The organism is uncultured Desulfosarcina sp., assembly GCF_963664155.2.
Lineage (GTDB): Bacteria > Desulfobacterota > Desulfobacteria > Desulfobacterales > Desulfosarcinaceae > Desulfosarcina.
Genome location: NZ_CAXXXH010000001.1, coordinates 1,938,939 through 1,952,147 on the forward strand (window position 1 = coordinate 1,938,939; position 13,209 = coordinate 1,952,147).

The window sequence follows — 13,209 nt, forward strand, 5'->3', positions numbered from 1 at the left end:
GAACCGTATCACATGAACATCGAGGTGGATCAAGATGATAGCCAGTTCCAACCAGATTCTTATCGGCAAGCAGGCAATCATTGATTACCTGCAGATGAGCGAAAACACGATCATGAAATTCGTCAGACGGGGGTTGCCGGTGCGGATCATCGATAACCGCTATTATGCCCACACCGACAACCTGGACCGGTATTTCCAGGATCTGACACTCGGAAATCGCCGGGAAGGAAAGAAGTCATGAAAGGCGCTTCGCAAACCTGAATTTTCAGATCAGGATCCAATTGGATCCACCATATTATCAACTCAAATGGTCAGGACGATTCTTCGCTTTCAAACACTTCCCGTGATGCATTAATTCCGTTAATAGCAGCTGGAAATCCTGCAAATACTGCCATCTGGAGAACCACCTCTATAATGTCCTGTTTTGAACAGCCGACATTCAGCGCCCCTTTGATATGAACTTTTAGCTGAGGTGTTGCTGTTCCCATAGCGGTTAAAGCTGCAACCGTCGCAAGTTGTCTTGACTTTAAATCCAGTTCGGTACGAGATAAAACGTCACCATATGAAAAGTTGATTATCCAGTCGGCTAACTCAGGGGCTATATCTTTTAGGCTTTCAACGACGGCTGATCCTGATGAGCCTGTTATTTTTTTAAGCGTCTCTAATCCTTTTTCAAAGCGTGTCTGTTCCATTTTACACGATCTCCATGCAGTTAAAATTGGCAGCCAGACTTTACCATCCTATTATTGCCTCAGCATCATCTCCCCGACCTTTGTGGTGAATATCATGAAACATCTAAAAATCCGATTACTTACCGAACAATCCTCAAGCGGGTCGAAAGCCGAGCACCGTAGACTTGACGCCGTTAAGTTCCCGGTGGATGTAATCGGTTCTCATGGGCATACCTACCCGGATCTCCTCCGGGTTTTTGGTGTCGACTCCTTGGATACGCGCATCTACCCGGATCCCGTCGGCCAGCTCTATAACACCGGAGCAATATGGGTTTTTCCGGCCAAACCCCTCTTGAGTCATAGCCGGAGGCCCGACAGTAATGCAAGTAAAAGCCGCCAATTTGCCGGTCTCAGGCATCTCGACCCATTCAAGATCACGGCTAAAGCAGTTCGTACAAATCGGTTTTGGAGGAAGGTAGTCAGTACCGCAACTGCGACACCGGCACCCCATCAGCTTCTCTTCGGAAAGAAACTGTTGAAAGGACATATCACTGAACGCCCGATTTTCTGACATGTCTATCTCCTTTCCAGTATTGTGAAGGTACAGGTTCCACCGGTGCCACCCAGGTTATGCGCCGCACCAATACGAAGATTATTCTTGGGAACCTGTCTTTTTCCCGCTTTACCTCGGAGCTGAGTCCAGACCTCGTAGATCTGGGAAGCGCCGGTGGCACCCACCGGGTGCCCTTTGCACTTAAGGCCGCCCGAAGTATTGATCGGAATCGAGCCGTTTAGCGCCGTTGCCCCGTCAGCTATAGCCCTAAATCCCTGGCCCGGCTTAAAAAAGCCCAGATCTTCGACATGAATCAATTCGGCCATTGAAAAGCAGTCGTGAACCTCTGCAAATTGGATATCGTCGGCATCCAATCCGGCCATGCCATAGGCCTCCTGGGCTGCAAAACGCGTTGCCTCGAATGAAGTCAGCGAATCGCTGGCATGGAGCCCTCGGCCACTACCTTGACCGATACCGGCTACATAAATCGGATCGTCGGTAAAGTCCCGGACGATCTCTTCAGCAACAAGAAGCATGCAACTGGCGCCGTCGCTGATTGGACAGCAGTCGTAAAGGTGCATGGGCCAGGCTACCACGGGATTGACCGACTGGTCGAACAAAAAAGCCTTTTCGTCACTCCAGTTCGGTACCTGCAGTCCTTTGCGCTCCGCGCTCTTTTTACGCGTCTCCATAATATCTCTAATGGTAAGGGGAAACTGAGCTTTTGGATTAAGCGGTGCATTTTTGTGACTCTTTATCGTTATGTTCATGAGGTCTTCACGACCGGCGCCGTATTTGGCAAAATAGGACGTTGCCAGTGCACCGAACACCCCCGGAAAAGTAAATCCCACCTCCCCTTCGTATGGAACGGTCGCCAGGGCAAGGCCTTCAGCCACCTCTTCAGTAGTCCGCTTGGACATCTCTTCCACACCGCCAATCAGGACAATATCGTAAAAACCAGAGGCAATGGCAAAAACTCCCTCACGAAATGCCAGTGCACTGGATGCGCATGCGCCTTCGGTCCTGGTGGCAGGCTTCGGAGTCAGGCCGACCAGATCCGAGACAATAGGCCCCCAGTGGGACTGGTGAACGAAAAAGTCATTTGAAAAATTTCCAAGGTACAGCGCGTCGATGTCTCTGGGATCAATCCCCTTGTCCACGGAAGAAAGCATTTCGCTGAATGCCTCTGCAAACAGATCCTTTGAATTCTTTTCCCTGAACATGCCGAATTTGGACATGCCGGCGCCTGCAATCGCAACACCTCTGGCAAGATTTCTTTTTTTAAGCATTTCAAGCCTCCTGAATTCCAAATCTGATCAACGCTGGACCAGTTCGATATATACGCCGTTGAATTCCTTGGGTTGAAAAAACGCAACCTGCGATCCCCGCGATCCGGGAATGATCCGATCCCAGAGAAAAGATACACCCTGACCAAGCAAGGTATCGAAAATAGATTTTAAATCATCAACAGCAAAAGCAATGTGGTGGATCCCCTCGCCATGATCTCGAAGAAAATCCGCCGCCAGACCGTTTTTTGCCATGGTGTGCACGAGTTCTATATTGGTGTCGCCGGCCGGGAAAAAAGCAACCCTCAGTATCGCGCCATCCACCTCGATTTCCTCGATCTCCTTGAGTTGCAACCCGAGAATGGTCTGGTATCTGGCCATGCTGGATTCTAAGTTCGCAACGACGATACCGATGTGATCGATTTTTCCGACCATAGTGACTCCTTCCGGCTCTCGGTAGTGGTTAGGCCACACTCCTCGAAAACCTCCCGATATCATACAGACCGTTATGCACCGTTGAAGCCCCCTGAATAGACGGCCATCTGCCTGATTGCTTGGCCACCCTCGCGGTGAAGATCAACGATTCTGAGCATCGCGCCATTGACGTTGCCGTAAAGTAGCGGAAAAACCGTCTTATGAAATTGGTGGCATCGGTTTTGGCTGTATCGCAATTCGTTAAACGTTGCGCTCTTTTTTTTGCCAATATTGCGCCCGAAGTTCTCGTTTGAGGATTTTACCGTAGTTGCTCTTGGGCAACTCGTCTACGAACTCCACCGATTTGGGTTTCTTGTAACTGGCGATGTTGTCTTTACAAAAATCTATCAGCTCCTGCTCTGTAACCATCATCCCCGTTGTCAGGGAAACAACCGCTTTTATCGCTTCGCCCCATTTCGGATCCGGGACACCGATCACTGAAACCTCGTGGACAGCCGGATGTTGAATCAGGACTTCCTCGATCTCCCGGGGGTAGATGTTTTCACCCCCGCTGATAATCATGTCCTTCGAACGGTCCATGATGAACAGATACCCGCTCTCGTCCAGATAGCCGACGTCGCCGGTATGCAGCCACCCGTTTTTGATTGTTTCCGCGGTCGTTTCCGGATTTTTCCAGTATCCTTTCATCACCAGATCGGAGCGGGTGACGATCTCACCGATCCGGCCGGGTGGAAGCTCGTTCTCTTCCTTGTCGAAAACCTTGACCTCCACATCCGTCCGGGCAAAACCGGCCGACCCCAGGCGTTTGATTGCTTCAGGGCTTCCGCCTGCCTGGTGAGCCCAGTGCGGCAGGTAGGAGATGGTCATCGGAGATTCGCCCTGGCCGAACAACTGGACCAGGCAGGGACCCAGCTTCTCGATGGCCTTCTTGAGATCTTCCACCAGCATCGGCGCACCGCCGTAATTGAGCGACCGTAAAGAGCTCAGGTCGTATCGATCCACCGCGGGGTGGTCGATGAGCATCTTGATCATGGTGGGCGCGGTGAACATGTTGGTTACCTTGAACGCCTCAATGGTTTGAAACACCAGTTCCGGTTTGAATGCTTTGGATGCCAGAATGACGTTGGTCGCTCCTTTTCCGATGTTGGGCAACCCGTATAGCCCGCTTCCGTGGGACAGGGGTGCCGCGTGGAGGACCACGTCGTTGGGAGAAAACCCGGGGGCGATGTCCGCATAAAAATTCATTGTCATCGCAAGCAGGTTGCGGTGGGTCAGCATGGCGCCCTTGGGCATACCAGTAGTCCCGGAAGTGTAAAAAAGCCAAGCGAGATCATCTGGAGAGACATCGACGTCGGAAAACTCGTCAGTCGTTTCGCTGAGCAGGGACTCGTAGTCGAGAAGCTCGCCGGCGGCACCATCCAAGGTGATCAGGTGGTGCGCATGGGGGATCCGATCCCGAACGGCCATGATTGCTTCATTAAATTCGGGTGACAGGATAACCGCCCTGGACTCGGAGTGGTCGATGATAAACGCGAACTCCTTGGGATGGAGCCGGAAGTTGATTGGCACCGCGCCCAGGCCGCATTTAAAACAGGCAAACAAGGATTCGTAGGTTTCCGGATAGTTGTACTGAAGGATCGCGACATTATCCCCCTTTTTGAGACCCAGCCGCCGGAACACGTTGGCCAGGCGATTGACCCTGGCGTTGAACTGGGCGTAGGAAAACTGCCTGTCGCCGTGGATCAGCGCCGGTTTGTCCGGGAAAATCCGTGCGGTTTTGGTCAGCAGCATGCTAAGATTCATCTATCCACTCCTTGTGATCTTTGGTGGGTATCGAACATGAGTTAAGCCGTTACCCACCCCCCGTCCACGTTGAGCACCTGCCCGGTGATGTAGCTGGAAGCATCGGAAGCGAGAAAGGCGATGGCCGCTGCCATTTCTTCGGGTGTTCCCATTCTTGGTATCGGCAGCATCGATACATTGTAGTCGAAGCCCTTGGTCATTTCCGTCTCACAGGCTCCCGGAGCAACGCTGTTGACAAAAATGCCGTCTTTGGCCACATCCTTGGCGATCCACCGCGTCAGGGTGATAACACCACCTTTGGACGCCGCATAAGCCGGCCCCGAACGGCCACGCATTTTTTCAGGAGAATCGTCAAGTTTTGAAACCGCCCCGCCAATAATGCCGGAGATCGAACTGACGTTGACAATCTTTCCATATTTGCGCTCTCGCATGTGGGGGTAAATGGCCTGGATGCATAGGAATGTCCCCTTCAGGATGACACCGACAACCCGGTCCCACGTTGCCTCGGAGGTCTCCAGCAGGCTGTCCCGGTGAACCACCCCGGCATTGTTGACTAGAATGTCTATATGATCAAAGGTTTCGATGGCCCGCTCCACCATATGCCGGACATCTTGTTGCACCGCGACATTGGTCTCCACCGCGATTGCTTTTTGCCCCAGGGATTCGACCTGCCTGACGGTCTCCGAGGCGTCAATGAGATCCGCAACGACAACGTTTGCCCCCTCTCTGGCTAAAGCCAGGGCTGCAGCTGCGCCGATTCCCCGTGCGCCGCCTGTCACAATGGCGTTTCGCCCGCTCAAATCCGATAATTTCCTGTTCATACACTCCTCCAAACCAGCTGTGCCGGTTTCGGTATTAGTATCCTGAAACAAAGGAACCGTTAGGGCTCTACCTCATTGTCATTGGAAGCCAGTAGCTTAACGGTGGGAAAACAAAGAGAACCAGGGCTGCCACAAGTTCGAAAAGAACGAACCATAAACAACCTTTGAAGATGTCTGCCAGAGGGACATCGGGAACCACCCCCGCAAGAACGTAGACATTGAGGCCTACTGGAGGGCTGATCAGTCCGACCTCACACAGTTTTGTCGAAAGGATGCCGAACCACAGTGCATTGAATCCCATATGTTCGACCACTACCGGAAACATGATCGGCAAAGTCACCAATAACAGCGAAAAGGAATCCAGGAGCATCCCCAGCGGGATATAGAGAAGTAAAAAAAGGCCCACAACCATCTGGGGTGGAACCGGAAGCGTAGCCACCCAGGCCGAGACCATTTGGGGAACCTGGGCCAGGGTAAGAAAAAAGCTGTACAACCCGGCCCCGACGATCACGATAAAGACCATGCAGGATGTGCGCAGTGTGGATACAAAGCATTCCTTGAGCGCGTTCCAAAATGTTTCTTTCAATTGATTTCGCCGGATGGCCATGGCCAAGAAAGAAACAAAAGCACCGACTGCTGCAGCTTCGGTCGGAGTGAACCACCCGATGTAAATTCCTCCGACAACGATGAAGAAAAGGAGAAATGCCCCCAAACCGTACTTTAGGCAACGGAATCGTTCGCCCCAGGAAACCTGTAGCGGCTTGGGTGTCAAGGTGGGTTCTATTTTACTCAAAAACATCAATCCGAGAATATATATCAAAACTGAAATGAATCCTGGAATGACGCCTGCGATCAGCATAGAGCCAACAGATGTATCTGTAATTACACCATAAAAAACCAAAATGACGCTGGGAGGAATAAGAATTCCCAGAACGCCGCCGGCAGCGACAATGCCGCAAGCTAACTTCGGATCGTAACCCTGCGCCCTCATCTCCGGGACCGCCACTGCGCCCATTGTTGCAGCTGTTGCCACGCTAGACCCTGAACAAGCGGCAAAACCTGCGCTGCCAAAGATAGTAGCCACCCCCAATCCAGCTGGAAATTGTGAAAACCAGTTTCTCCCGATGAGATAGACATCCTTACCAATGCCAGCCTTAAAGGCAAAATGACCCATAATAACAAAAAGCGGAACGACCACCAGCAGATAGCTGGCGGACTGTACATAGGGGAATACCTTGAGCTGGATTAGAGCCATGTCCATCCCGGAAAGTGCGGCGCAACCGAGAAAACCAGCAATTCCGAGGGAAGCGAAAACCGGGATTCCTACTGCCAGCATTAGGAGAACTAGGGGGACGCTAAGCATTACGGCCAAGAATGGATCCATCATTAATTACCTTCCGTAGTAACGCTATGAAAAAACAAATTTTTGATCTGCCAACTCCATCAGGCTCTCTGCTTGGGCAGTCTGCCTCTTAGAAACTCGATGTCCTTCCAGATGTCAAAAATAAGCTGTATGTTCATCATCCAGCATCCGATGGGCACCAGCGCCTTGGCCCACCATATCGGCATCTGAACGGAGCCCCAACGGAATTCCCGGATTTGGAAAGACTCCCATGCGCCGATGGCGCTTTGGTATGCTAATATGAAAATAAAAATGAAGGTTACCACCCAAGCTAAAATAACAAATTTGACCTCGGTTTCGTCCGAAAAGCGCATCAAAAATGCTGTAACCCGTATGTGCCCTCTTTCGATTTGGGTCCAGGCCAAACCCATGTATACGCAAACAACCAACAGGACCTCGTTTAGTTCGAAAACCCCGGGAATCGGGCTGTTAAGAACATACCGGGCGGTTGCATCCATCGTTGTGCTCAGAATCATAAGCGCAATTGTGAATGCTGCCAGCACGGCCGCATATGTGCAAAAAACCTTGTATCGGTCTGCGAGTCTTTCGACCAGTAGCCGTTTCCGCGGTCTGTCCATGGTAACACTTTCTCCCCTGTGGATGGTGGTGGCAACGGGGCCGGGACCTCCGAAGAGCACCCGGCCCCTAAAGCATTTTACATGTACTTCTGTTGGTAGATTTCCCAGGGTTTTTTAAATTTACCAGGCTCGTATTTCTGAATAAGCGCATCGACCTTTGCCTGAAATGCGACGCCGTCGAAATTATTGGGCTTTGCTATTTTTTCGATCCATTCATTGATCTGGGCTGGCTGGACCATTTCGGCGGCTTTCTTAATTTCCGAATCTGACCAGGTTGAAAACTTGGCTCCAGCCGCAACCATTTTGTCCACACTCTCTTCGGTCAGCTTTGTATAAAGTTCAAGATATTGATATTTGTAGAGGTCCGCTGCAGTCTGGCTCACGACTTCCTTAAGGTCGTCCGGTAGGGATTGCCAGAGACCCCGGTTCATGACAACGGTACTTGGCGCATGTGCACCGGCCCCGCCTTCTACAATATAGGGCGCCTGCTCGTGCAGTTTCATCTTTTCGGCGGTAATGAAGGCGAAGGCAAATGCGCCGTCCAGGATTCCCCGCTCCAGGGATGTATATACTTCGCCAGCGACGATGGGCATTCCCTGCCCTCCGAGGCGGTTGACTGTGTCGGCACCGATTCCGTATCCTCGAACCTTTTTCCCTTTGAGGGCAGCCACATCGGGAAGTGGCGACTTCATAATAAAGGGACAGTAGCTCCAATTTGTGAAGTAGAGCACCTTGGCGTTGTTCCGGTCTTCCCACTCCTTGCGCAACTCCGGGGTGGAATCATACATGTCGCGACATACATACAGCAGGCTGTCGGCATGGTTGCACCCCCGGTAATACCATTCAAGGCCGCGGCTCAAGGGAACCGCGGATGGGTAATATCCGTAACTGATTAGTGATATTTCTGAAAGACCGTCTCTGATAGCCGGCAGATGCTCACCGACTTTGTGCAGGGAGCCCGACCAGAACTTCTTGATCTCGATTCGCCCGTCGCTCCGCTTGGCGATTTCGTCCAGAAACCAGTTGTCAAGCTGAGCCGGTTCCGCAGTGGCGCCGATATAACAGTCGTATTTCATAGTGTAGACGCCCTTCTTAGCGGCACTTGCCGGACGCAACCCTGGAAACATCGTCAGGCTTGCCCCGACAGCAGCCCCACCGAGAACAACATCCTTCAGAAACCGGCGGCGCGAAATCTCTCTAATTCTGTTTTCTTTGTCCATTTTTACTCCTCCTTATGTTTTTCTGAAAGATTATGAGTTTCCGCACCCGCCTGAATGGCCTTTCGCAATCGGGTTTTTCCAAAACCTGAAACGATATGGGTGCTTGTAGGTTTTCTCGGTCGGTTTAAATGAAAGATAGGGCACAATTCCGGCCTGGCCGGCATTGAACGGGTGGAGTTTTTTTGGATGGAGAAAGGCAAATTCTCATTTTCCTAAGTATAATTGGAGTTGTGCGAGGGATAACAACGGGAGGAAAAGATGTAAATGCCCCGAAAGGGTGAAAGTTCTTCACCCTAATGGGTGAAGGAGAGAAAGAGTTAAGGTGCAGCTACCGGGAAAGGCAAACAAGCTTTCCCTGGATCGCGGTCCTTGCAGCCTGGGAGCGACTACTAACTCCTAATTTCTGGTAAATATTTTTGAGGTGGGATTTAACTGTATCGGGTGACAGGTTGACCGCATGAGCGATATCCTTATTGGATTTACCTTCCACCAGGTGGGTAAGAATTTGAAGTTCCCTCTGGGAAAGAACCGGGCGTGCCGCCGCCGTCTCGTCGGCAGATGAGGATTGCTGAATGCTATGAAACAGTTTGCGTGTAACCGTCGGATCAATAAAAGCACAGTTCTGGAGCACGCCTCGAATGATTTTAAGTAAATCTCCCTTTTTCACATCCTTGAGCACATAACCATCCGCTCCGGCCTTGATCGACTCGATGACGTATTCTTCATCGTCATAATTGGTCAGCAAAATCACTTTTGTCTGGGGATATTTTTCCTTTACCAGCCTCGTTGCTTCGATCCCGTCGATGCCCGGCATTTTGAGATCCATTAGGATCACATCAGGAATCACCCTTTCAATCCCATCGAGACATTCGATGCTGGAACTTGCTTCAGCCACGACGGCAATGTCCTCCTGGAGTTCAAGCAGTGCCTTGATTCCTTCTCGAACAATGGCATGATCGTCGACCACCATAACGCGAATCTTACCGGCCATTTGTCCGCCCCCTCAAAGGGATCTTCACGATAACCCTGCAGCCCTTTCCAGGGCTCGAATCTACTTTGAACTCGCCCCCCAGGTCCTCGGTTCTCTCCCGCATGGTTAACAACCCCAAACCGGGCCTTTGCCTCTGACGGTTTTTCTTTCGCAGATCGAATCCTCGGCCATTGTCTTTCACCGACATTAACAGGCACCCCTTTTTTTCGAGACTCAGGGACAAAGCGATCGTCGAGGCCATAGCGTGACGCCGCGCATTGTGCAACGCTTCCTGAAGGATGCGAAAAAGCGCAATCCCCTTATCCGGATCAATCTGCAGGTAATCGGGATGTGAAAATTGGACTTCAATACCGAACTTTTTGCCAAAATCACCAATGAGCTTGCGGAATGCAGCAATGACCCCAATATCATCCAGGATATGAGGACGCAGGTTACTGATAATCTGTCGTGACTGTCGCAACGCGTCATTAATGGTCTCGGTCAGCAACTCCAGTTCCTGGTAAAGGCGGTCAACATCCTGCCCGACGATTTCCATGCAATACAGCGCCTTGTATCCAATTCCTGTCAGTGCCTGGGTTAGCACATCATGAATATCGGCCGCGATCTTTTTCCTTTCCTCTTCTTGAACGGAAATGAGACGGGTGGTGAGATTTCTCAAATCCTCCTTCTTTTCTGCAATTTCTGAAACCATCCGGCAATTTGCGGAGACCGCTCCGGTAAAATAGGAAAATTGATATAAAAGATTTCTATCGAACTTTGAAAAGCGGAAAGTACGTCCCTGATCGTGAACGCAAAGAACCCCTGTAAGCTGTGATTTACGATCCATGAGCGGGGAAGCGACAAACCGGAATTGATCCGTATCCATTGAGCCTGATAGGTGATGTAATCTGTGGTTAATGTCCAACCCCATCGGCTTCAGCGACTGAAAGATGCCAGTCAGAATTTCCTCCAGATCCCGCTGAGTTACCTGCAGACCAATCATCCTGGCTGCTTCTAACCCCGTTCCCTTAAAACGGTCTCCACCTGGCAAAAGAAAAGTCCCGTTTAGTCCGAATACATCGAAAACCCCCTGAGTGGTCTGGGCCCAGATGTTTTCTTCGTCGAAAACAGACACAACCCCGGCCGCGAAACGCTGAAGCGCCTGGAGTTGTCCCCTATGGCGCATGATAATCTCGTCACGGGTCTCTAAAAAGGACAAGGACAATAAATAATAAGAGCCGTCCAACAACTTATTGAAAGTGAATATGTCGTCATTATTGAGAAGATCAGAAGGATTTTTTTTGGAGTCATTGTATTCTCTACTGGTTCGCCAAAGCGCATCTTTGAAGGCCACCGTGAATCCGTATACGTCATTGAGGTGGTAACCTTCCATGGCTCTGATATATCCGATGTTTTTTTGATCTTCGAGAAAAGTCTCAACATTTCCAGAAAGGGCCGCCTCGAAAGAATCCAGATAAACACGAACTCTTCCTTGGCCTTCAGCATTTTTCAGAATAAATTCCCGGTATAGGGTTGGCGGTTCTGATTCGATAAACCCAATCAGGTAGGCATGAATTTGTTCTTTGTGGCATTTAAAAAAGTCGAGGCGTTTCGCAGTATTGCCTTTGGAAAGGATTTTGTGAAAGGTGCTATGATCAAGCATGGTTCCTGAAACAAGCGTCGGGGTAGAACTTAGCCCGTTTTTTTGGTAGGGCATCACCGGATTTTCCATAGAATTGGCTGAATGAGGTCCGCTTAGAGATAGATCTCAAATTCCTTTTTTAATAAGTGTGGTTGGTTATTGGCAGATCTCTGCACCACTGTCAACCAATCCCCAATTATGAATTGGCTACACACGGGAGAAAAATTTAGGATTCCCATCATTTTAGGCTATGAACCTTTTAGACCCTGGCCTGTGGCGAAATTCAAACATTGGATATTCATTGAATCAAAACTGAAATGAGTTGTCATACCTTTTATTGTTGTTCGGAAACCGGGAGCGATGCTTTCCTGAAATAGCTCCTGCATCGTAATTTATGAATTGTGATCGAGAAACTTCGAATAGGATGTGCGGGGTGGAAAATAAAAATTTCCGAGTTAGACGCAAAAAAGCCTGGGTACATTTTATTCGACTTTGTACCCAGGCTTTTCGCTCGTAAGTGGTAGGCGCGATTGGATTTGAACCAACGACCTCTTCCGTGTCAGGGTTACGGAGTATCGAACAGATTCAGTTTGTTATCTATTGCTTTTGGTCCCACTTGTAGGTTCAGAAACAACCGCGATCAAGCCTTTTTTTGGTCCTACTTTGTAGGTCCGGGAGGATCGACGCCCAACCCCGGGATCAGGTCCATGGTGCTGCGGTGCATTGCCGATGTAACATGCTGGTAATGTTTCCGCAAGGTCTCGGGGCGGGATCCTACCATTTCGGCCAGGGTGCCGATGTCCGCACCTTCGGCAAGCGCCTTTGTGACAAAGCGGTGGCGAAGATCATATGGCCTCAGCCTCCGGGTGATTTCGGCGGCTTTCAACGCGGATTTCCAGGATTTCTTTATCGAGGTGATGGAACGCCCGTAATAATGCACGATTGGTTTTAACAATGCCATCTTATGCCCGAATTTTTTTTCATCCTCCTCCCACCATTTCGCCAACTGATCCAGAAAATCCTTATGTATGGGAACATGTCTTACAGGAGGCCCACCCTTATCAGCCGACACCACCTGGATCCAGTGATTCTCCCAATCGACCTTGCCCCATTGAATCGACAGGATTTCGACTTTCCCGGGCCGCGCTCCGATGAAAGACGACATCAGGATGAAGCGCCGGAGGTGCGCCGGCGACTTTTCATAAAGGCGCTGGAACTCTTGGCGGTTCGGCGGCAGGATAATGTCATCCTGTTTGTTTGGCGCTTTGTAATCTCGTACCGGATTGAACGGGATCAGCGGGGGTCGACGCTTTACGCTCCAGTTCAATATGGCCTTCACATCGGTGAGTTCGCGGGCGATGCTATTGTCTTTGATATGATTCTGCCGGCGTTTGGCGACATAGCTGTCCATATCGTCATCGGTCAACATGGTGGCCCTCTTATGACCGAAGTGGGGCAGAATAATTCCCTTGAGGCGGATTTTCAGCTGCTCCAACGGGTTTGGTTTGAACCCTCGATGTTTCGTATAGAGTAATGCCAGATCAAAAAACGTCGGACCCCGTAAGCGGGTGTTCGACGTTCTACGGGGAGCCAGGCCCAGCTCTTCGTTGCGTTGGACCGCATTCAATTTCGCTTCCGATCCGCGTCCGAAATATTCCCTGCGGATTTTCCCAGGCTCTTCCGGCAGCCTGTAATAGACGATCCAGCGTCCGTCCTTTAATTGACGCACAGCCATCAGACAGGGCTCCCGCTGCCGTTAGGTATCGATGGGCGCCTGCGCTTGAAAAAAATCATGGCCATACCTCGACCGAAATATTCTCGGGTGCGG

At 50.6% G+C, this 13,209-nt stretch carries 13 protein-coding genes; 1 reads left to right on the forward strand and 12 read right to left on the reverse strand.

Going from position 1 to position 13,209, the window contains the following annotated elements; translation table 11 throughout:
• Positions 1-34 precede the first annotated feature (34 nt).
• On the forward strand, positions 35-241 hold the full coding sequence (locus tag ACHZBS_RS08775) for a hypothetical protein (protein ID WP_319406120.1): 207 nt from the start codon (positions 35-37) through the stop codon (positions 239-241).
• 70 nt (positions 242-311) lie between these two features.
• Here ACHZBS_RS08775 and ACHZBS_RS08780 read toward each other — a convergent pair whose 3' ends face one another.
• The 12 genes from ACHZBS_RS08780 to ACHZBS_RS08835 form a co-directional block, all read right to left on the reverse strand.
• Entirely contained in the window at positions 312-692 is a 381-nt protein-coding gene (locus ACHZBS_RS08780) for a carboxymuconolactone decarboxylase family protein (protein ID WP_319406121.1), read from the reverse strand.
• Positions 693-825: 133 nt separating this feature from the next.
• Positions 826-1,245: a Zn-ribbon domain-containing OB-fold protein gene (locus ACHZBS_RS08785; protein ID WP_319406122.1), complete on the reverse strand. Its 420-nt coding sequence runs from the start codon at positions 1,243-1,245 to the stop codon at positions 826-828.
• A 2-nt stretch (positions 1,246-1,247) separates the two neighbouring features.
• Positions 1,248-2,513, reverse strand: a complete 1,266-nt coding sequence (locus ACHZBS_RS08790) for a hypothetical protein (RefSeq protein WP_319406123.1) — start codon at positions 2,511-2,513, stop codon at positions 1,248-1,250.
• A gap of 27 nt (positions 2,514-2,540) precedes the next feature.
• Positions 2,541-2,945 carry a VOC family protein gene (locus ACHZBS_RS08795; protein WP_319406124.1) on the reverse strand — a complete coding sequence of 135 codons (405 nt, stop codon included), beginning with the start codon at positions 2,943-2,945 and terminating at the stop codon, positions 2,541-2,543.
• 240 nt (positions 2,946-3,185) lie between these two features.
• On the reverse strand, positions 3,186-4,748 hold the full coding sequence (locus tag ACHZBS_RS08800; protein ID WP_319406125.1) for a long-chain fatty acid--CoA ligase: 1,563 nt from the start codon (positions 4,746-4,748) through the stop codon (positions 3,186-3,188).
• Between the two features lie 41 nt (positions 4,749-4,789).
• The gene (locus ACHZBS_RS08805) at positions 4,790-5,569 is read right to left on the reverse strand and encodes an SDR family oxidoreductase (protein ID WP_319406126.1); all 780 of its coding nucleotides are present in this window, start codon (positions 5,567-5,569) and stop codon (positions 4,790-4,792) included.
• A gap of 67 nt (positions 5,570-5,636) precedes the next feature.
• Positions 5,637-6,956, reverse strand: a complete 1,320-nt coding sequence (locus ACHZBS_RS08810; RefSeq protein WP_319406127.1) for a TRAP transporter large permease — start codon at positions 6,954-6,956, stop codon at positions 5,637-5,639.
• Positions 6,957-7,012: 56 nt separating this feature from the next.
• Positions 7,013-7,474, reverse strand: coding sequence for a TRAP transporter small permease (locus ACHZBS_RS08815; RefSeq protein WP_319406128.1), 462 nt, complete (start codon positions 7,472-7,474; stop codon positions 7,013-7,015).
• A 152-nt stretch (positions 7,475-7,626) separates the two neighbouring features.
• The gene (gene dctP / locus ACHZBS_RS08820; protein ID WP_319406129.1) at positions 7,627-8,769 is read right to left on the reverse strand and encodes a TRAP transporter substrate-binding protein DctP; all 1,143 of its coding nucleotides are present in this window, start codon (positions 8,767-8,769) and stop codon (positions 7,627-7,629) included.
• Between the two features lie 328 nt (positions 8,770-9,097).
• Positions 9,098-9,760 (reverse strand): response regulator transcription factor, encoded by a 663-nt coding sequence (locus ACHZBS_RS08825; RefSeq protein ID WP_319406130.1) that lies wholly within the window; start codon positions 9,758-9,760, stop codon positions 9,098-9,100.
• Positions 9,750-11,456, reverse strand: coding sequence for a sensor histidine kinase (locus ACHZBS_RS08830; protein WP_319406131.1), 1,707 nt, complete (start codon positions 11,454-11,456; stop codon positions 9,750-9,752). Before ACHZBS_RS08830 ends, ACHZBS_RS08825 begins: the two co-directional genes overlap by 11 nt.
• 583 nt (positions 11,457-12,039) lie before the next feature.
• On the reverse strand, positions 12,040-12,792 hold the full coding sequence (locus tag ACHZBS_RS08835; protein ID WP_319406132.1) for a site-specific integrase: 753 nt from the start codon (positions 12,790-12,792) through the stop codon (positions 12,040-12,042).
• Positions 12,793-13,209 lie beyond the last annotated feature (417 nt).

What these genes read in the sequence shown, in the direction of transcription:
- ACHZBS_RS08790 (WP_319406123.1), bottom strand. Translation starts at nt 2,513, where the DNA reads ATGCTTAAAAAAAGAAATCTTGCCAGAGGTGTTGCGATTGCAGGCGCC.
- ACHZBS_RS08800 (WP_319406125.1), bottom strand. Translation starts at nt 4,748, where the DNA reads ATGAATCTTAGCATGCTGCTGACCAAAACCGCACGGATTTTCCCGGAC.
- ACHZBS_RS08780 (WP_319406121.1), bottom strand. Translation starts at nt 692, where the DNA reads ATGGAACAGACACGCTTTGAAAAAGGATTAGAGACGCTTAAAAAAATA.
- ACHZBS_RS08795 (WP_319406124.1), bottom strand. Translation starts at nt 2,945, where the DNA reads ATGGTCGGAAAAATCGATCACATCGGTATCGTCGTTGCGAACTTAGAA.
- ACHZBS_RS08785 (WP_319406122.1), bottom strand. Translation starts at nt 1,245, where the DNA reads ATGTCAGAAAATCGGGCGTTCAGTGATATGTCCTTTCAACAGTTTCTT.
- ACHZBS_RS08835 (WP_319406132.1), bottom strand. Translation starts at nt 12,792, where the DNA reads ATGGACAGCTATGTCGCCAAACGCCGGCAGAATCATATCAAAGACAAT.
- ACHZBS_RS08775 (WP_319406120.1), top strand. Translation starts at nt 35, where the DNA reads ATGATAGCCAGTTCCAACCAGATTCTTATCGGCAAGCAGGCAATCATT.
- dctP (WP_319406129.1), bottom strand. Translation starts at nt 8,769, where the DNA reads ATGGACAAAGAAAACAGAATTAGAGAGATTTCGCGCCGCCGGTTTCTG.
- ACHZBS_RS08825 (WP_319406130.1), bottom strand. Translation starts at nt 9,760, where the DNA reads ATGGCCGGTAAGATTCGCGTTATGGTGGTCGACGATCATGCCATTGTT.
- ACHZBS_RS08805 (WP_319406126.1), bottom strand. Translation starts at nt 5,569, where the DNA reads ATGAACAGGAAATTATCGGATTTGAGCGGGCGAAACGCCATTGTGACA.
- ACHZBS_RS08830 (WP_319406131.1), bottom strand. Translation starts at nt 11,456, where the DNA reads ATGCCCTACCAAAAAAACGGGCTAAGTTCTACCCCGACGCTTGTTTCA.
- ACHZBS_RS08810 (WP_319406127.1), bottom strand. Translation starts at nt 6,956, where the DNA reads ATGATGGATCCATTCTTGGCCGTAATGCTTAGCGTCCCCCTAGTTCTC.